This is a genomic window from Citrobacter braakii, assembly GCF_002075345.1.
Taxonomy (GTDB): domain Bacteria; phylum Pseudomonadota; class Gammaproteobacteria; order Enterobacterales; family Enterobacteriaceae; genus Citrobacter; species Citrobacter braakii.
Map to the genome: position 1 here is coordinate 643643 of NZ_NAEW01000001.1, position 17016 is coordinate 660658.

The following is a 17016-nucleotide window of genomic DNA, read 5'->3' on the forward strand; positions in this document are numbered from 1 at the left end:
GAGTTTGTGACGTTAGAGGGTAGGATAATCGGTGTAACCTTCCGCGCCGCCGCCGTAGAAGCTTTCGGCACGTTGCGGATTCAGCTCCGCTTTACGCTGCAGACGCGCAACCAGATCCGGGTTAGCGATATAGGCGCGACCAAAAGCAACGGCGTCGATCAGGCCTTTCTCGATCAGTGCTTCTGCTTTTTCAGGTGTGTAGGCACCCGCACCAATGATCGGACCGTGGAAACGTGCACGAACTTTTTCGCGAAACGCATCGGAATACGGCTCGCCGCCAGCCCAGTCCGGCTCAGACATATGCAGGTAAGCGATTCCGCGCTTGCCCAGTTGTTCAATCAGATAAAGCGCATCGGCTTCTTCGTTCGGGCCGTTGTCAACGTTCTGGAATGAGCCAATCGGAGAGACGCGAATACCAATACGGTCGGCACCCCATTCTTTAATACCGGCATCGACAACTTCCAGCACCAGACGTGCACGATTTTCGATGCTGCCGCCGTATTGATCGGTACGCTGGTTAGACGTTGGCGACAGGAACTGGTGCAGCAGATAGCCGTGAGCGGAGTGCAGTTCAACCATGTCGAAACCCGCTTCGCGCGCGTTGGCAATCGCCTGACGGAAGTCATTAACGATGCCGGGAATTTCTTCAGTTTCGAGCGCACGCGGCATGGAGGTATCCGCACGTGTTGCCAGACCATTTTCATCACGCAGCGAGGTCCGGGTACCGGCGCTAATCGCGGAAGGTGCGACCGGTGCCTGACCGTTGGGCTGCAGACTGGCGTGAGAGATGCGCCCGGTATGCCACAACTGGACCGCAATATGACCTTGCTCCGCATGTACGGCAGCGGTGATTTTTTTCCATGCGGCAATTTGCGCTTCGCTGTGTAAGCCGGGTGCCCCCGCATAGCCTTTCGCCTGCGCGGAAATCTGTGTAGCTTCACTGATGATAAGACCCGCGCTGGCGCGTTGGCGGTAATACTCGGCCATCAGCGGAGTAGGGATGTCGCCAGGCTCAATGCTGCGCAGACGCGTCAGTGGCGCCATGAATACGCGGTTTGCTGCCGTAATAGCACCCACTTTCAGTGGGGAAAAAAGTTTTTCAGATGACATATGGCACTCCTGAATAGACCGGTCGTCTAGTAATAAAAGAAATAAAAACGCCTGTTAAACGGCAGGCGTAGTAATGATGGTTTTAACGTGCGCCAGCGCATTTTCCAGCGGGGTGGCGCTACGAGAAATCTTGGCCTGCAGGTTGGCGCCCAGCCACAGAGCATACAATACCTGCGCCTGTTGTAACGGCTCGCCAACAAAGGACAGACAATGATTTGCCTGACCTTTCTCCAGCGCCTGCGCTAACAGCGCAATAATGTGCCGCGCGCCTTTATCCATCGCCGTGCGCATATCTTCTGACAGATCGCACACTTCGGCAGACAGTTTTACGGTTAAACAACCGCTGATAATACCGTGCTGGCTAAACTGGTTCAGAGTTTCCTGATAGTAGGCCAGAATACGGTCGCGATAGTTTCCTGCCCCCGTATCAAAGTGCGTAGCCAGTCGCTGATGATAGGCCGCATAGTGGCGTTCCAGCATCGCGACACCGAACGCTTCTTTAGAGCGAAAATAATGATAAAACGAACCTTTGGGGACTTCAGCGGTTTTCAGTAGTTCGCTTAAGCCCATACCGGTGAAACCGCGCTGCATACACAGCAGTTCGCCAGTCGCCAGCAGATGTTCGCGTGTATCGTGTTCAGTGATTTTGTTCATGGAAAGGAGTGTAATAGACCAGTCGGTCTAATGCAATAGCGCTTGCGAGAAATTCAGTTAACGTCTTCAATAGGTATATCAATCTTACGAAAGGAGGGGATGTGGCCGAACAGCTGGAGTTTTTCCCCGTCCAGAGCCCATGCCGTGGAATATGTCAGTCTGACGAGCGCGGTTTTTGCCGCGGCTGTTTTCGCAGTCGGGATGAGCGTTTTAACTGGCAAAAGATGAGCGATGCTGAAAAGCAGGAAGTGCTACGGCTTTGTCGTCAGCGCCTGATGCGTAAATTACGAGCAAACAAAGCCAACCCTTCGGAAGAACCGCAACAACCTTCACTCTTTTAAAAGCGTAATTGCGTATACTCGATGCACATTCACTTATAAGGAAGCTGCTATGGTTCAGCGTATTACTATTGCGCCGCAAGGTCCGGAATTTTCTCGCTTTGTAATGGGGTATTGGCGCCTGATGGACTGGAATATGTCCGCGCGCCAGCTAGTCAGCTTTATTGAAGAACATCTGGATCTGGGTGTTACCACCGTCGATCACGCCGATATTTACGGCGGATACCAGTGTGAAGCGGCGTTTGGTGAGGCACTGAAGCTGGCCCCGCATCTGCGTGAAAAAATGCAGATTGTTACCAAGTGCGGGATCGCCACGACGGCGCGCACGGAAAATGCGCTGGGTCATTACATCACCGACAGCGCGCATATTATTGCCATTGCGGAAGCATCGTTGAAGTTACTGGCGACCGATCATATTGATTTGCTGCTCATCCACCGTCCCGATCCGCTCATGGATGCGGACGACGTCGCCGACGCGTTCAAAAAATTGCACCATAGCGGAAAAGTGCGTCACTTTGGCGTATCTAACTTCACCCCGGCACAGTTCTCACTGCTGCAATCGCGTCTGCCGTTCACGCTGGCGACTAACCAGGTTGAGATCTCACCGGTACATCAGCCGCTCCTGCTGGATGGTACTTTAGATCAACTGCAACAACTACGCATTCGTCCGATGGCCTGGTCCTGCCTCGGCGGTGGTCGTCTGTTTAATGACGATGCGTTCCAGCCATTACGTAATGAACTTGCCACAATCGCAGAAGAGTTAAACGCGCAGTTCATTGAGCAGGTGGTGTACGCCTGGATTTTACGTCTGCCGTCTCAGCCGCTGCCGATTATTGGCTCAGGGAAGATAGAGCGTGTACGTGCTGCCGTTGAGTCTGAGTCATTGAACATGTCTCGCCAGCAGTGGTTCCGTATTCGCAAAGCCGCGCTGGGTTACGACGTACCGTAATCGCGTTTTTGACGCTTCTCCGTTCAAATTTGTGTCACTGGTTTACACTTATCAATCAGACACCTTTTGGACGGAGGTCTTATGAAGCGTTTGAGTTTGGCCATTATTACTCTACTCGCCTGTGCAGGTGCGCAGGCTGCCAGTGAAGAAAAAGTGACGATGAATCTGGTAACGTCGCAAGGCGTCGGCCAGGCGATTGGTACGGTCACTATTGTTGAAACCGGGAAAGGGCTGGAGTTTACGCCCGATCTGAAAGCGCTACCGCCGGGTGAACATGGCTTCCATGTGCATGCGAATGGCAGTTGCCAACCGGCGATTAAAGAAGGAAAAGCCTCAGCCGCGGAATCGGCTGGAGGCCATTATGATCCGCACCAAACCGGCAAGCACGAAGGTCCGGAAGGCGCAGGCCACATGGGCGACCTGCCGCTGCTGGTGGTGAATAACGACGGTAACGCCACAACACCGGTCATTGCGCCGCGGCTGAAAACGCTCGATGAGGTTAAAGGCAAAGCGCTGATGATCCATGTCGGTGGCGATAATATGTCCGATCAACCAAAACCGCTTGGCGGTGGCGGAGCGCGCTACGCTTGTGGCGTTATCAAATAATCAATTGCCTAGCGTACCCGGCGGAGGCGCCTGTTCGAGCTGAGAAAGCGAGCAGTGTAGTCGCCAGATAAGCGCCGACAGTTCCTGCGCCGCAGGTTGATGATGGTGGGCGAGCGTGTCGCAAATACGCTGTAGCTCACTCAGCGTGGCATTCAGCGGCCGTTGCTGAACGCCGCGCTCACTCATTACGTCGCGAAGCAGCGATATACACACGTCTCTGACGCGAGCCAGAGGATCTGAACGCACCTCCCAGGTGCGCAGTTGCCACACCACGTGCGAGCAGTTCAGCAAGACAACCCCCCAACGCAATAGCCAGCGTCGCGCCAGGGCATCCTGACTGTTGCTGAGCTGGCTGACGTGGTGATAGGTCAGCGACTCAAATTCGTTTTCACTGAGCGAGGGATGTCGGCTGAGCTGATCGACAAAATCCCGGCGCAGGGCGCGAATATGGCGGCGACCTTTCCGCGCATCCGATCCAGGCCGCAGAATGGCGAATGCCAGCCACGATAGCGCCACGCCGGTGATTTTCGCCATATTGTCATTCAGGAAATCAGCAAAATCATAAACCGGCGGATTAGTCACCGCGATAAACGATCCCATAAACACGATTAGCTGTCCCCAAAGACCCGCCAGCGCAGGCATTTGCAGCTTCAGGAGTTGCATGGTAGCGAGTAGCGGGAAGAGAAACAGAATGAATTGCCAGAGGTCAGAGATTTGCACCATCAGGCCAAACTTAACCACAAAGCTAAACAGCGACAGCAGAACCAACGTGCGCATCAGCAAAGAAAGTGACTTGAACGGCGTGGCTACGGCGGAATAGAGCACGCTGCTGATGGCCGCGAGCGTTAGTGCGCCAGAGCCTGATTCCCATTGCGCGCCAATGCTCCATGCGCCGATAAGCATCAGGGTACAGAACGTACGCAATCCGCTCCAGAGGGCTTCCGCATTATCGGTATGACGGGCAAGTCCTGGCGTGCGGGCGATAGTAATACGCTCGGCGGTAACGCCATTTTCCAGTAAATGCAGATAATGACTGCTGCGTAAGTATAGCCGACAAAAATAACGCAGTCGTTGCCAGAAGGCGACGTGCCGATAGTCGCGCGCATCGAGGGGACGCAGGGGGGCGATAATACGCGCCACGGTGTAGGTGTCGGTATTGGATTTGACCAGCTCGCTGAGCAGTTGTTCGATGATTTGCCGGGTATTAGCCGGGGGATTGGGCCAGTTCAGGAGCATCCTGCGCAGACTGGATATCACGCTGGTCATACGTAACTGCTGATGCAACAGCGAATTGAGCAACGCATTTTGACGGCGAAAACGGTAGTGACTCCAGAACGCCTGAATACGCAGCAGGTTCATGGTCAGAATCTGACCGATAACACCTTCATGGGCTGTGCGAATTGCATCCGTTGTCTCCGGTTGCCAGAGTAAGCTGGCATGCTCCAGTAAACGCGAATGCATGTTTTTCAGCGCGGTAAGCAATGTGGTGCCATCGGAGGTGCTGGGGAGGATCATCATCATCATGCCGCCGCACAGGATACCGACGATGACCTCGCATACGCGGGCCTGAGCGATATCCCACAACTGCGTAATCTCTATGGTATTGACCATGGGAAAAGCAATGATCGCCGCCGTATAACCGGCCAGTTGAAAGGCGTAGGCGACGTTATTGGTGAAGTGCGCGCAGGCCCAGGTACAAAAACCGATCCACACTGACATGCTCAGCAAAAACAACCACGGCTCATTGAGGGTATGACCGGCAATAATCAACGCGGCGGTGGCGCCCAGTAAGCTACCCGCAACACGACCCAGACTTTTGCTGATAACCCCGCCGACGGTGGGAAAGCTGACCACTGCCGCCGAGGTCATCGCCCAGTAGGGCTCATCCAGATTCAGGTAATAGGCGAACGTTAACGCCAGACACATCGCAATGGTATTTCGCAACGCATAACGCCACTGCGCTACCGTGGCTTTAAACCACGGCCAATGGCCTGGCATCAGGTGGGACAGTTTCATTTACGCTGGCCGATAGACACGCTGCAGGTCGTACCAGAAACCAGAGTGACATCCTGCGGCAGAGCGTCGAATTCGATGCGGACCGGAACGCGTTGGGCCAGACGCACCCACGGCACATTGGGTTTGATGTCGGGAATCAGGCCGGAATCGCTTTCCACACTTTGGTCGTAGATGGCGCGACCAATACTGGATACGTGACCCTGTAACTTTATGTTGTCGCTGTAGAGCGTGATAACCGCAGGAGCACCTTCACGAATGTGGCGCAACTTGGTTTCTTCAAAATACCCCATCACATAGAAAGAGTGGCTGTCGACAAGGGCAAACAGGGGCTTACCGGTTGAGGCGTAGTCTCCAGTACGAGTTGAAAGGTTGGTGACCCAGCCCGCTACGGGCGCTTTGACCACCGTCTGCGTCAGTTGCCACTGTGCCTGGCGCATACTGGCCTCGGCTGCTTCAACGCTGGCCTGCATGGCTTTCACGTTGAGGTTAGCAGTATCCAGATCTTCGGCTGAGATATAATTTTGCGATAAATGACGGCGGCGGTTGGCTTCGTTATTGGCTTTCGCCAGATCGGACTGTGCCTTCGCCAGCTGCGCTTGCGCATTCAGTTCAGCAATGTGAAACGGCGTCTTGTCGATGATAAAAAGGACATCGCCTTTGTTCACAAACTGGTTATCTTTTATATTGAGTTCGCTAATGCTGCCTGAGACCTGCGGCGTGATGCTGACCTGCTCAGCACGCACTTTGCCATCACGTGTCCAGGGCGATTGCATATAGTAATTCCACATCCACCATCCGGCGAAAACTGCGATTGCAGCGACTATAATGGTGGAGAAGTATTTAATGGTTTTAAGCGACATAATCACCACACAATCAGCATTACAAAGGCCAGACATACGCAAAGCGTAAAGAGTGACAGATCCATTAACAGGGGATGCCAGATTTCGCCGGAGTAAATCCAGTCGCGTAGCAGGCGATGAAAAATCAGCCAGAGAATAAATCCTGCTACAAACGCCTTGAAAACAGGAGGGAAGTAGACAGATGCTCCGATCATTAAATCTTGTAGGGGCAATCCTGTTGCATTAAACATAAACTTCACGGGCAAAATCCTTGGCGGAAGAGAGCATTGCTATAGGTTTAGCAAAAAAGAGACAATGAGTCTCTGTAACGCATAATGTCTGAAAAAATGTCAGCCGGTAAGCAAATTTGGCAATACATTTGTTTTGGGAATACAAATGCTGCACACTATTCTAAAATCAGCATAATAACTTAGCAAGCTAATTATAAGGAGATGAAATTGGAATCGCCATTAGGTTCTGATCTGGCACGGTTGGTGCGCATTTGGCGTGCTCTGATTGACCATCGCCTGAAACCTCTGGAGTTGACGCAGACGCATTGGGTTACGCTGCACAACATTCATCAATTGCCGCCTGATCAATCGCAGATTCAGTTGGCTAAAGCGATTGGCATCGAGCAGCCTTCGTTGGTACGCACGCTTGACCAGCTGGAAGAAAAGGGACTCATTTCACGACAGACTTGCGCCAGCGATCGTCGGGCAAAGAGAATTAAACTGACAGAAAAAGCAGAGCCGCTGATTGCAGATATGGAAGCGGTTATCAATAAGACGCGTGGAGAAATTTTGGAAGGGATTTCAGCTGAGGAAATTGATCTGCTGATTAAACTGGTCGCCAGACTGGAACACAATATTATTGAACTGCAGTCACAGGGCTGAAACGATAAGATGACGTGTGGCCAGAGCCTGACCACACGTGTATTCGATTAGCGTGGAGACACGGTAACCTGGCTGCCGTTGTTAGCCATAACAACGCGCTGGCCAGCTGAGAACTTGGTTGCACCCTGTTTCTGAACCACCATGATGGTATTACCGTCGTCCTTACGGATTTCCAGTTCTACACCCTGGGTTTTATTCATCGCACCTTGTACGCCTTGACCCGCTACGCCACCGGCAACTGCGCCAGCCGCCGTGGCTAATGAACGACCCGTACCGCCGCCGACGGTGTTACCCAGGAACCCGCCGAGTACCGCACCACCAATGGCGCCAATCACGTTTGCGTCATCGCCACCCTGGATTTGCACCGGACGAACATGAACAATTGTACCGTAGGTAACGTTCTGAACTTGTTTCGCTTCGGATGCGGTGTATACGTCGCCTGAAAGGCTATCATTGTTAACGCAGCCCGCCAAAGACACACCCATTAATGCAACAATCAGCACACGTTTAATCATTTACAAATCTCCTTTAACACCACGAAACGCTAATAAAGCACCCTTCATGGCTAAATTATATGGCACTTGTGAGCCTAAGGTCACATGTTCTACTGGAACAATATGAAAATCTTAACCGAAATCGGATATACCGAGTATAAACGAATCATTCATATAATTGATGTAATAAAGCGTCCATTGTAATGATTAGCCCTCAAAAATCATTAAGGAAGCATGGCATTAGTCGGCACTTTATGGTTGAGTGTCAAGGCTAATTTGCTTAAAAGGATGACATATGAAATCGGGCCGTTTTATCGGTGTAATGTCTGGAACCAGCCTTGATGGCGTCGATGTTGTGCTGGCGACAATAGATGAAACGATGGTTGCGCAACAGGCGAGTCTGACCTGGCCTATCCCTCTCCATATAAAGCAGGCGATCCTGGATATCTGCCAGGGGCAGCAGCTTACGCTATCGCAGTTTGGCCAACTCGACGCACAGCTCGGTTATCTGTTTGCCGAGGCGGTGAATGCACTGTTGGCACAGGAAAAATTGAAACCGCAGGAGATCGTTGCGATTGGCTGTCATGGGCAAACCGTGTGGCATGAACCGACGGGAATCGCGCCGCACACGCTGCAAATTGGCGACAACAATCAAATCGTTGCGCGTACCGGGATAACGGTGATCGGCGATTTTCGTCGCCGCGATATCGCTCTCGGCGGGCAGGGCGCGCCGTTGGTTCCCGCTTTTCATCAGGCGCTGTTGGCTCATCCAACGGAGCGGCGGATGGTGCTAAACATCGGCGGAATTGCCAATCTGTCTCTGCTTATCCCACAGCAACCCGTTCGCGGTTACGACACCGGGCCGGGCAATATGCTGATGGATGCCTGGATCTGGCGGCAATGCGGCCAACCCTACGACAAAGATGCGCAGTGGGCCACATCGGGAACGGTGATCCTGCCTTTACTGCAAAATATGCTTAACGATCCTTATTTTTCTGCGCCTGCGCCGAAAAGCACTGGCCGCGAGTATTTCAATTATGGCTGGATAGAACGTCATATGGCGCAGTTCCCGGGAATAAGCCCGCGGGATGTGCAGGCGACGCTTGCCGAACTGACGGCCGTGACCATTTCCGAGCAGGTCTTGCTAAGCGGAGGCTGTGAACGGCTAATGGTATGCGGCGGCGGCAGCCGTAATCCGCTGCTGATGATGCGTCTGGCGGCGTTATTGCCAGGGACAGAGGTCACCTCAACCGATGAGGCTGGGATCAGCGGCGATGATATGGAGGCCCTGGCTTTTGCCTGGCTGGCGTGGCGAACGCTGGCGGGATTACCGGGAAATCTGCCTTCCGTGACCGGCGCATCAGAACCGAGCGTTTTAGGGGCGATTTATCCCGCTAACCCACGAACTCAGAGTTAACTGAAATTATTCAGCGCCATATGTCGATAAACTAGGGATATTAGGGAGGGTGCCATTACCCTCCAGGACCAGGAAAGTCTTCAGGATATGGCTATGAAAAAACTGTTGTTAGTGTGTCTGCCGGTACTACTTAGCGGGTGCAGCGTGTACAACCAATTTGTCGAGCGTATGCAAACGGATACGCTTGAATACCGCTGTGACGAAAAACCGCTTACCGTGAAGCTGAACAATACCCGTCAGATGGCGAGTTTTGTTTATGATAATCAGCTATTGAACCTCAAACAGGGCGTGTCGGCATCAGGTGCTCGCTATACCGATGGTATTTACGTCTTCTGGTCTAAAGGCGACGAGGCAACGGTCTATAAACGAGACAGAATTGTGCTAAATAACTGTCAGTTACAGAACCCGAAGCGTTGAGATTTTCACCTGGGCGGCGCACAATAGCGTCACCCACTGACAATCCGTAGCCAACATCATGTCTGATAACGACGAATTGCAGCAAATCGCGCATTTGCGCCGTGAATACACGAAAGGCGGTCTCCGCCGCCGCGATCTTCCCGCCGAACCCCTTGCGCTGTTCGAGCGCTGGCTGGGGCAAGCCTGTGACGCCAAACTGGCCGATCCCACTGCGATGGTCGTTGCTACCGTCGATGAAAACGGTCAGCCTTATCAGCGTATCGTGTTGCTCAAACATTATGATGACAAAGGGCTGGTGTTCTATACCAACCTCGGTAGCCGTAAGGCACATCAGATTGAGAAAAACCCACGCATCAGCCTCCTGTTTCCCTGGCATACGCTGGAACGGCAGGTGATGGTGATCGGCAAGGCTGAGCGCCTTTCCACGCTGGAAGTGGTGAAATACTTCCACAGTCGCCCACGTGATAGTCAGATTGGCGCCTGGGTCTCTAAGCAATCCAGTCGGATCTCCGCGCGCGGTATTCTGGAAAGCAAATTCCTCGAACTGAAGCAGAAGTTTCAGCAAGGAGAAGTTCCACTGCCCAGTTTCTGGGGAGGCTTTCGCGTAAGTATTGAGCAGATGGAGTTCTGGCAGGGTGGCGAAAACCGTCTGCACGATCGTTTTTTATACCAACGCGAAGATAACGCGTGGAAAATTGATCGCCTGGCCCCCTAAAGATGCAAAATTCTTGTTTTAAGCGCTGGTGCTGAACAATCCGGCGCTTTATTCTATGTTTCTTTCGCATCAGGCGAAAAGTCGTGTACCGGCTAAGGTGCAGTCGTTTTATACATGGAGATTTTGATGGCAAGCAGTAACTTGATTAAACAATTGCAAGAGCGGGGGCTGGTGGCCCAGGTGACGGACGAGGAAGCGTTAGCAGAGCGACTGGCGCAAGGCCCGATCGCGCTCTATTGCGGCTTCGATCCTACCGCTGACAGCTTGCATTTGGGGCATCTGGTTCCATTGTTATGCCTGAAACGCTTCCAGCAGGCAGGCCATAAGCCTGTCGCACTGGTGGGTGGCGCAACCGGTCTGATTGGTGACCCGAGCTTTAAAGCCGCCGAGCGTAAACTGAATACCGAAGACACCGTGCAGCAGTGGGTGGATAAAATCCGCAAACAGGTTGCGCCGTTCCTCGATTTCGACTGTGGCGACAACTCGGCGATTGCTGCGAACAACTATGACTGGTTTGGCAGTATGAATGTACTGACTTTCCTGCGTGATATCGGCAAACACTTCTCCGTTAACCAGATGATCAACAAAGAAGCGGTGAAGCAGCGTCTGAACCGTGACGATCAGGGGATCTCGTTTACCGAGTTTTCTTACAACCTGCTGCAGGGTTATGACTTTGCCTGCCTGAACAAACTGCACGGTGTTGCGCTGCAGATTGGCGGTTCTGACCAGTGGGGCAATATTACTTCGGGTATCGATTTGACCCGTCGCCTGCACCAGAACCAGGTGTTTGGTCTGACCGTTCCGTTGATCACTAAAGCTGACGGCACGAAATTCGGTAAGACGGAAGGCGGCGCTGTGTGGCTGGATCCGAAGAAAACCAGTCCGTACAAATTCTACCAGTTCTGGATCAATACCGCCGATGCGGATGTTTATCGCTTCCTGAAATTCTTCACCTTCATGGACATTGAAGAGATCAATGCGCTGGAAGAAGAAGATAAAAATAGCGGTAAAGCGCCGCGCGCCCAGTATGTTCTGGCTGAGCAAGTAACGCGTCTGGTTCACGGCGAAGAAGGGCTGGTAGCGGCAAAACGTATTACCGAAAGCTTGTTCAACGGTAATCTGAGCGATTTGAGCGAAGCGGATTTCGAACAGCTCGCGCAAGATGGCGTGCCGATGATCGAGATGGACAAAGGTGCCGATCTGATGCAGGCGCTGGTGGACTCCGAGCTGCAACCTTCTCGCGGCCAGGCACGTAAGACTATCGCGTCTAATGCGGTGACCATCAACGGTGAGAAGCAATCCGATCCGGAATATTTCTTCCAGGAGAGTGATATCCTGTTCGGGCGCTACACCTTACTGCGCCGTGGCAAGAAGAACTATTGTCTGATTTGCTGGAAGTAAGATTTAGTTAGCAGGGGCGTGGGAAACTACGCCCCTTTATTTTTTCAGGGTTGTGGTAAGTAAAATGAAGAATATCCTCGCCATCCAGTCCCACGTTGTTTTTGGTCATGCGGGCAACAGTGCAGCAGAATTTCCAATGCGTCGTCTTGGCGCAAATGTCTGGCCGCTGAATACCGTTCAGTTTTCTAACCACACACAGTACGGCAAATGGACCGGTTGCGTTATGCCGCCGAGTCATCTGACTGACGTTGTCCAGGGCATTGCCGATATCGATAAACTCCAGACTTGTGACGCAGTACTGAGCGGCTATCTTGGCTCGGCTGAACAGGGCGAGCATATTCTGGGTATTGTACGCAAAGTAAAAGCGGCCAATCCGCAGGCGAAATATTTTTGTGACCCGGTGATGGGCCATCCAGAAAAAGGGTGTATCGTCGCGCCGGGCGTAGCGGAGTTTCATGTACGCCATGCGCTTCCGGCCAGCGATATTATCGCCCCGAATTTAGTTGAGCTCGAAATTCTGTGCGAGCATGCGGTGAACAATGTCAATGAGGCCGTGGCGGCAGCGCGTGAGCTCATCGCTCAGGGACCAGAAATTGTGCTAGTGAAGCATCTGGCTCGCGCGGGTATCAGCGCAGATCGTTTCGAGATGCTGTTAGTTACTGCTGAACAGGCGTGGCATATCAGCCGACCGTTAGTCGATTTTGGCGCACGTCAACCGGTTGGCGTAGGTGATGTCACCAGCGGCTTATTGTTGGTTAAACTGCTGCAGGGCGCGTCTTTACAGCAGGCGCTGGAGCACGTGACGGCGGCGGTGTACGAAGTGATGATTGCCACCAAAAAAATGCACGAGTATGAGCTGCAGGTCGTGGCTGCGCAGGATTGTATCGCGAAGCCTGAACACTACTTCAGCGCGACGCAGCTGTAACCAATGCCCGATGGCGCTCACGCTTATCGGGCCTGCGTTTGGCTGAAAGCCGGGTAAGCGCAAGCGCTACCCGGCAACAACAATTAATTTAACCCTTCTGCTTTCAACGCTGCGGCAACCGCCGGACGTTCAGCCATACGCGCCATATACGCATCGATATTACTTAACCCTGCCATATTCAGCTTAACCGCATACGCCCAACGCAGCACGGTGAACAGATAGGCGTCCGCAATGCTGAAGCGCGAACCGCAGATCCATTGGTTATCTTGCAGCGCGTCGTTCACATACTGCATTTTTTTCTCCAGCAGCACGCGAACGGTTGGCTTGAAGTCTTCCGGCGTATCGGGACGGAACAGTGGGGTAAAGCCTTTATGCAGTTCTGTCGCAATGTAGTTAAGCCATTCAATGGTTTTGTAACGGGAGAGGCTGCTGGTCGGGGCAAGGAGTTGACGGTCTGGAACGGTGTCCGCCAGGTATTGCATGATGGCGACGCCTTCGGTCAGTAGCGTACCGTCGTCCAGCAGCAGCGCGGGAACTTGCCCTTTTGGGTTTACCGCGAAAAAATCATCGCCGTTTTCCAGACGCTTCTTCATCAGATCAACACCATCCAGCGTGAAATCTTTACCGCTCTCACGAAGTGTGATGTGGGAAGCAAGAGAACAAGCGCCCGGTTTGTAGAACAGTTTCATCGGTAACTCCTTTTGGCTGAGGTATATCGTATGGTAGTGCTAGCTCAGGCAAAAAAAAAGCCGCTAACACCAGTTAGCGGCCTGAAAAAGAGTTTCCCTGAGAATTACGCTGTCGCGGCCTTAGAGGCTTTCTCATTGACGTCATCGTCCTGAGTCATACGATTCAGTTTCGGCGCCGTCAGCAGCATCAGAACAGCGATAACAGCCGTAGCAACACCAATCTGCAGGAACACACGACCGTAGACTTCAAGGGACATCAGCGGGTCAGTGACGTTCTCTGGTACAGCCATCATGTTGGCTACGTAACCACCGATGATGTTTGCACCGGCAGTGGTCAGGAACCAGCTACCCATGATAAAGCCCATCAGGCGTTGCGGAACCAACTGAGCCACCATTGCCAGACCCAGACCGGAGATCATCAGTTCACCGATACTTTGCAGACCGTAGCAGATGATCAGCCAGTTAACGGAAACGATGCCCGCATCGGTAGCGAATTTAGCACCCAGCGGCAGGATCAGGAACGCACCGGAACACAGCACCATACCAATCGCAAACTTGGTTGGCATCGGCAGGGTATCGCCCATCTTGTTATAGATAGCGGCGAGGATTGGGCTACCAATGATGATCCAGAATGGGTTCAGTGCCTGGTACTGCTCAGGTTCGAAAGCAATGCCAAGAATAGAGTGCTCAACGTTACGAATCGCGAAGAAGTTCAGTGAGGTCGGCATCTGGCTGTACAGCACGAAGAAGATAATCGCTTCCAGCATCAGAATGAAGGCGACGATCATTTTACGACGCGCAGCACCGTGCATGGTGAATGCTTCTTTACCGAAGATAAACACGATACCCAGAGCAATGACGCCCAGAACCATACGAGCGATCTGCTGGTTGTGCAGCAACCAGGTTGCAATCGCGATCAGCACCACGACGCCAACAATAGTCAGCAACAGGTTACGGAAGTTGATCGGCTCAAAGTCAGGTTTAGAACCGTACTGTTTAACCCAGCGCTGACAGAATGCGAAGTTAACAACGGTAATCAGCATACCCACGACGCTCAGAGCGAACGCGGTGCTCCAGCCGTAATGCGCAGCCAACCACGGTGTTGCCAGCATAGAGAAGAATGAACCGATGTTGACGGACATGTAGTACATGGTAAATGCACCATCAAGACGCGGGTCATCTTTGGCATAGCAGGTAGAGAGCAGGGATGATGGGTTTGCTTTAAACAGGCCGTTACCGACCGCGATGGCCGCCATGCCCATATAAACGATACCCGCATCGTGACCAGACCATGCTACCAACGCATAACCGATGGCCAGGACAACGGCACCCAGCATAATGACACGTTTTGTACCCAGAACTTTATCACCTAACCAGCCGCCAATGGCAACCAGACCGTACACCAGGGCGCTAAAGGACGAGAAAAGGGTGATGGAATCCGCTTCTGACATACCCAGTTGTTTAACCAGGTAGACGGCCATAATTCCTTGCAGGCCGTAATAACCAAAACGCTCCCACAGCTCAATAGAGAAAATGAGATAGAACGCTTTTGGTTGTTTGAAGGCGTTTAAACTTACGCTTTCTGTTGGTTTATTGTTTGCAGTAGACACTTTTACCTCTTTTTTTACATCCCATATCAACGGGGGTGTTCAGGCACGTGATGAGTCAAGTTCATCCGTCCGATTGTTATAGTGGGAGGGGAAACGGCAAGTAATGTTCACTATCTTGACCATTCAGACAAGTGGTTTGTAATAATCTGTTACATATATCATGACTGGTGAAATCGTCGGAACTGTGAAATGTTATCTAGCGTTAAATTTCTTCATTTGAAAAATGGCAGATTTTTACACTGTTTAATCAGGGTAAAAACCTCAATGTGGCGATATGTTCTGCTATTTGCGCTTGAATCCAGTGATATAGGCCATTATCTGAAAAATAGCCAGTGTAATGTTTTGTTTAGAAACTGTTCAGTTAGGTCATCTGATTGTCACTTTAACTAAAAAATAAATATTTTTTAACATTGTGTTGTCTGGATGATCTGGATCACGTATAGATAGAAATTTCTTTTACTAAAAAAACGATTAACCTGCTCAGGTGTTAATTAACAAGAATATTGCATTAGATATGCGCGGTTGAACGGCATCATTGTCGGGAAAATAAACTCAGGGGAGTGCATAACTAATCGTTATGTTAGCGAGGGGCAAGCAGTATGCCCCGGCAGCATCAGATATCGACTTTCTCTTTGAATTCGCAAAGATCTTCGATAATACAGGAACCGCAGCGCGGCTTTCTGGCTATGCAGGTATAGCGGCCATGAAGAATTAACCAGTGATGGCAATCGACTTTAAATTCACTGGGTACGACTTTCAGCAGCTTCTCTTCAACCTGCTCAACGTTTTTACCCGGGGCGAACTGGGTACGATTACAAACGCGAAAAATATGGGTGTCTACGGCAATAGTGGGCCAGCCAAAGGCGGTATTTAACACCACATTAGCCGTCTTTCGCCCAACCCCGGGCAGGGCTTCTAATGCGGCCCGGTCTTCAGGTACTTCGCCATTATGTTGCTCCAGCAGAATGCGGCAGGTTTTAATCACGTTCTCCGCTTTGCTGTTAAACAAACCGATTGTCTTGATGTAGGACTTAACCCCTTCAACGCCAAGCTCCAGCATCGCGGCTGGCGTATTGGCGATGGGGTAGAGCTTAGCCGTCGCTTTATTGACGCTGACATCGGTGGCCTGCGCGGAGAGCAAGACTGAAATCAGCAGTTCGAACGGCGATGTAAAATTTAGCTCGGTTGTCGGATGCGGATTGTTCTCACGCAGGCGCGTCAGTATTTCCAGCCGTTTTGCTTTGTTCATTACACATTCCCTGTTTCACCGGCCGGACTGTCCGTGACAGCCGCCTCGGCACGACGTTTCTTCATTTTCTCATCAATCAGATACTTAACAGCCAGCATCAGACCCAGGCCAATAAACGCGCCTGGTGGCAGCATGGCCAGCAGAAACGGCGTATCGGTTTGGAAGATCTCAACGCGCAATACTTTGGCCCAGCTACCCAACAAACCGTCTGCGCCATCAAAGAGTGTACCGTTACCAATTATTTCACGTAGCGAGCCCAGAACAAACATGGCGCCAGTTGCGCCCATGCCGATGGAAAAGCCATCGAGTGCGGATAGCGCAGGGCCTTTTTTGGCTGCGAAGGCTTCAGCGCGGCCAACAACAATACAGTTGGTCACAATCAGTGGGATAAAGATGCCCAGAGACTGATACAGGCCAAAAGCGTAGGCATTGATCAACATTTGCACCGCGCTCACCACGGAGGCGATGATCATGACATAAATCGGAATACGTATTTCAGGCGGTGTCCAGCGACGAAGGGCAGAAATCGTCAGGTTCGTCAGCGTCAGGACGAGCGTAGTCGCGAGTCCCAGGCCCAGCGCGTTAGTGGCGGTCGAGGTGACGGCCAACAGCGGACACATCCCGAGTAACTGCACAAGCGCGGAGTTATTTTTCCATAACCCTTGGACAATAACGTCTTTAATTTCGCTCATGG

Annotated in this window: 18 protein-coding genes and 1 pseudogene; 9 read left to right on the plus strand and 10 right to left on the minus strand. The window is 52.0% G+C overall.

Annotated elements, in window-relative coordinates; genetic code table 11:
• Positions 1 to 12 precede the first annotated feature (12 nt).
• Both nemA and BZK42_RS03365 read right to left on the minus strand, forming a co-directional pair.
• Positions 13 to 1110 carry an alkene reductase gene (nemA, locus tag BZK42_RS03360; protein ID WP_047358437.1) on the minus strand — a complete coding sequence of 366 codons (1098 nt, stop codon included), beginning with the start codon at positions 1108 to 1110 and terminating at the stop codon, positions 13 to 15.
• Between the two features lie 54 nt (positions 1111 to 1164).
• A complete protein-coding gene (locus BZK42_RS03365; RefSeq protein WP_016152991.1) occupies positions 1165 to 1764 on the minus strand; it encodes a TetR/AcrR family transcriptional regulator in 600 nt (199 codons plus the stop codon).
• 101 nt (positions 1765 to 1865) lie between these two features.
• On the opposite strand from BZK42_RS03365, the gene BZK42_RS03370 reads away from it, so the two are divergent.
• The 3 genes from BZK42_RS03370 to sodC all read left to right on the plus strand — a co-directional run bounded on the left by BZK42_RS03370 (position 1866) and on the right by sodC (position 3657).
• Positions 1866 to 2105, plus strand: coding sequence for a DUF1289 domain-containing protein (locus BZK42_RS03370; RefSeq protein WP_016156428.1), 240 nt, complete (start codon positions 1866 to 1868; stop codon positions 2103 to 2105).
• 49 nt (positions 2106 to 2154) lie between these two features.
• Positions 2155 to 3051: an aldo/keto reductase gene (locus BZK42_RS03375; protein ID WP_080858750.1), complete on the plus strand. Its 897-nt coding sequence runs from the start codon at positions 2155 to 2157 to the stop codon at positions 3049 to 3051.
• 81 nt (positions 3052 to 3132) lie between these two features.
• Positions 3133 to 3657, plus strand: a complete 525-nt coding sequence (gene sodC, locus BZK42_RS03380; protein ID WP_016152994.1) for a superoxide dismutase [Cu-Zn] SodC — start codon at positions 3133 to 3135, stop codon at positions 3655 to 3657.
• On the opposite strand, the pseudogene BZK42_RS03385 reads toward sodC, so the two are convergent.
• The 3 genes and pseudogenes from BZK42_RS03385 to BZK42_RS03395 form a co-directional block, all read right to left on the minus strand.
• Positions 3633 to 5673: pseudogene (locus BZK42_RS03385) on the minus strand (FUSC family protein). The gene sodC and the pseudogene BZK42_RS03385 overlap by 25 nt on opposite strands.
• Complete coding sequence (locus BZK42_RS03390; RefSeq protein ID WP_080858751.1) at positions 5670 to 6533, minus strand: efflux RND transporter periplasmic adaptor subunit; 864 nt, start codon at positions 6531 to 6533, stop codon at positions 5670 to 5672. The pseudogene BZK42_RS03385 and the gene BZK42_RS03390 overlap by 4 nt, the downstream one beginning before the upstream one ends.
• A 2-nt stretch (positions 6534 to 6535) precedes the next feature.
• Positions 6536 to 6772, minus strand: coding sequence for a DUF1656 domain-containing protein (locus BZK42_RS03395; protein ID WP_080858752.1), 237 nt, complete (start codon positions 6770 to 6772; stop codon positions 6536 to 6538).
• A 192-nt stretch (positions 6773 to 6964) separates the two neighbouring features.
• Between BZK42_RS03395 and slyA the strand changes: the two genes are divergently transcribed.
• Complete coding sequence (gene slyA / locus BZK42_RS03400) at positions 6965 to 7405, plus strand: transcriptional regulator SlyA (RefSeq protein ID WP_019076732.1); 441 nt, start codon at positions 6965 to 6967, stop codon at positions 7403 to 7405.
• 47 nt (positions 7406 to 7452) lie between these two features.
• Here slyA and slyB read toward each other — a convergent pair whose 3' ends face one another.
• The gene (gene slyB, locus BZK42_RS03405) at positions 7453 to 7920 is read right to left on the minus strand and encodes an outer membrane lipoprotein SlyB (protein WP_046276343.1); all 468 of its coding nucleotides are present in this window, start codon (positions 7918 to 7920) and stop codon (positions 7453 to 7455) included.
• 274 nt (positions 7921 to 8194) lie between these two features.
• Here slyB and anmK point away from each other — a divergent pair, with 274 nt between their 5' ends.
• From anmK to pdxY, 5 genes are all read left to right on the plus strand, one after another.
• Complete coding sequence (gene anmK, locus BZK42_RS03410; protein WP_016152999.1) at positions 8195 to 9316, plus strand: anhydro-N-acetylmuramic acid kinase; 1122 nt, start codon at positions 8195 to 8197, stop codon at positions 9314 to 9316.
• An 87-nt stretch (positions 9317 to 9403) separates the two neighbouring features.
• The gene (gene mliC / locus BZK42_RS03415; RefSeq protein ID WP_085951051.1) at positions 9404 to 9733 is read left to right on the plus strand and encodes a C-type lysozyme inhibitor; all 330 of its coding nucleotides are present in this window, start codon (positions 9404 to 9406) and stop codon (positions 9731 to 9733) included.
• A gap of 58 nt (positions 9734 to 9791) precedes the next feature.
• Complete coding sequence (gene pdxH / locus BZK42_RS03420) at positions 9792 to 10448, plus strand: pyridoxamine 5'-phosphate oxidase (protein ID WP_003029169.1); 657 nt, start codon at positions 9792 to 9794, stop codon at positions 10446 to 10448.
• A gap of 126 nt (positions 10449 to 10574) precedes the next feature.
• A complete protein-coding gene (gene tyrS / locus BZK42_RS03425) occupies positions 10575 to 11849 on the plus strand; it encodes a tyrosine--tRNA ligase (protein ID WP_047500530.1) in 1275 nt (424 codons plus the stop codon).
• Between the two features lie 64 nt (positions 11850 to 11913).
• Positions 11914 to 12774 carry a pyridoxal kinase PdxY gene (gene pdxY / locus BZK42_RS03430; RefSeq protein ID WP_047358432.1) on the plus strand — a complete coding sequence of 287 codons (861 nt, stop codon included), beginning with the start codon at positions 11914 to 11916 and terminating at the stop codon, positions 12772 to 12774.
• 83 nt (positions 12775 to 12857) lie between these two features.
• Here pdxY and gstA read toward each other — a convergent pair whose 3' ends face one another.
• From gstA to BZK42_RS03455, 4 genes are all read right to left on the minus strand, one after another.
• Complete coding sequence (gene gstA / locus BZK42_RS03435) at positions 12858 to 13463, minus strand: glutathione transferase GstA (RefSeq protein ID WP_046276342.1); 606 nt, start codon at positions 13461 to 13463, stop codon at positions 12858 to 12860.
• Positions 13464 to 13567: 104 nt separating this feature from the next.
• Positions 13568 to 15073, minus strand: coding sequence for a dipeptide/tripeptide permease DtpA (gene dtpA / locus BZK42_RS03440; RefSeq protein WP_016153003.1), 1506 nt, complete (start codon positions 15071 to 15073; stop codon positions 13568 to 13570).
• Positions 15074 to 15686: 613 nt separating this feature from the next.
• Complete coding sequence (gene nth, locus BZK42_RS03450; RefSeq protein WP_016153004.1) at positions 15687 to 16322, minus strand: endonuclease III; 636 nt, start codon at positions 16320 to 16322, stop codon at positions 15687 to 15689.
• Positions 16322 to 17014, minus strand: coding sequence for an electron transport complex subunit E (locus BZK42_RS03455; RefSeq protein ID WP_080858754.1), 693 nt, complete (start codon positions 17012 to 17014; stop codon positions 16322 to 16324). Before BZK42_RS03455 ends, nth begins: the two co-directional genes overlap by 1 nt.
• Positions 17015 to 17016 lie beyond the last annotated feature (2 nt).

Excerpts from the sequence above, each read along its gene's own strand:
- nemA (WP_047358437.1), bottom strand. The coding sequence starts at position 1,110 with ATGTCATCTGAAAAACTTTTTTCCCCACTGAAAGTGGGTGCTATTACG.
- BZK42_RS03365 (WP_016152991.1), bottom strand. The coding sequence starts at position 1,764 with ATGAACAAAATCACTGAACACGATACACGCGAACATCTGCTGGCGACT.
- BZK42_RS03375 (WP_080858750.1), top strand. The coding sequence starts at position 2,155 with ATGGTTCAGCGTATTACTATTGCGCCGCAAGGTCCGGAATTTTCTCGC.
- sodC (WP_016152994.1), top strand. The coding sequence starts at position 3,133 with ATGAAGCGTTTGAGTTTGGCCATTATTACTCTACTCGCCTGTGCAGGT.
- BZK42_RS03390 (WP_080858751.1), bottom strand. The coding sequence starts at position 6,533 with ATGTCGCTTAAAACCATTAAATACTTCTCCACCATTATAGTCGCTGCA.
- slyA (WP_019076732.1), top strand. The coding sequence starts at position 6,965 with ATGAAATTGGAATCGCCATTAGGTTCTGATCTGGCACGGTTGGTGCGC.
- slyB (WP_046276343.1), bottom strand. The coding sequence starts at position 7,920 with ATGATTAAACGTGTGCTGATTGTTGCATTAATGGGTGTGTCTTTGGCG.
- anmK (WP_016152999.1), top strand. The coding sequence starts at position 8,195 with ATGAAATCGGGCCGTTTTATCGGTGTAATGTCTGGAACCAGCCTTGAT.
- mliC (WP_085951051.1), top strand. The coding sequence starts at position 9,404 with ATGGCTATGAAAAAACTGTTGTTAGTGTGTCTGCCGGTACTACTTAGC.
- pdxH (WP_003029169.1), top strand. The coding sequence starts at position 9,792 with ATGTCTGATAACGACGAATTGCAGCAAATCGCGCATTTGCGCCGTGAA.
- tyrS (WP_047500530.1), top strand. The coding sequence starts at position 10,575 with ATGGCAAGCAGTAACTTGATTAAACAATTGCAAGAGCGGGGGCTGGTG.
- pdxY (WP_047358432.1), top strand. The coding sequence starts at position 11,914 with ATGAAGAATATCCTCGCCATCCAGTCCCACGTTGTTTTTGGTCATGCG.
- gstA (WP_046276342.1), bottom strand. The coding sequence starts at position 13,463 with ATGAAACTGTTCTACAAACCGGGCGCTTGTTCTCTTGCTTCCCACATC.
- nth (WP_016153004.1), bottom strand. The coding sequence starts at position 16,322 with ATGAACAAAGCAAAACGGCTGGAAATACTGACGCGCCTGCGTGAGAAC.
- BZK42_RS03455 (WP_080858754.1), bottom strand. The coding sequence starts at position 17,014 with ATGAGCGAAATTAAAGACGTTATTGTCCAAGGGTTATGGAAAAATAAC.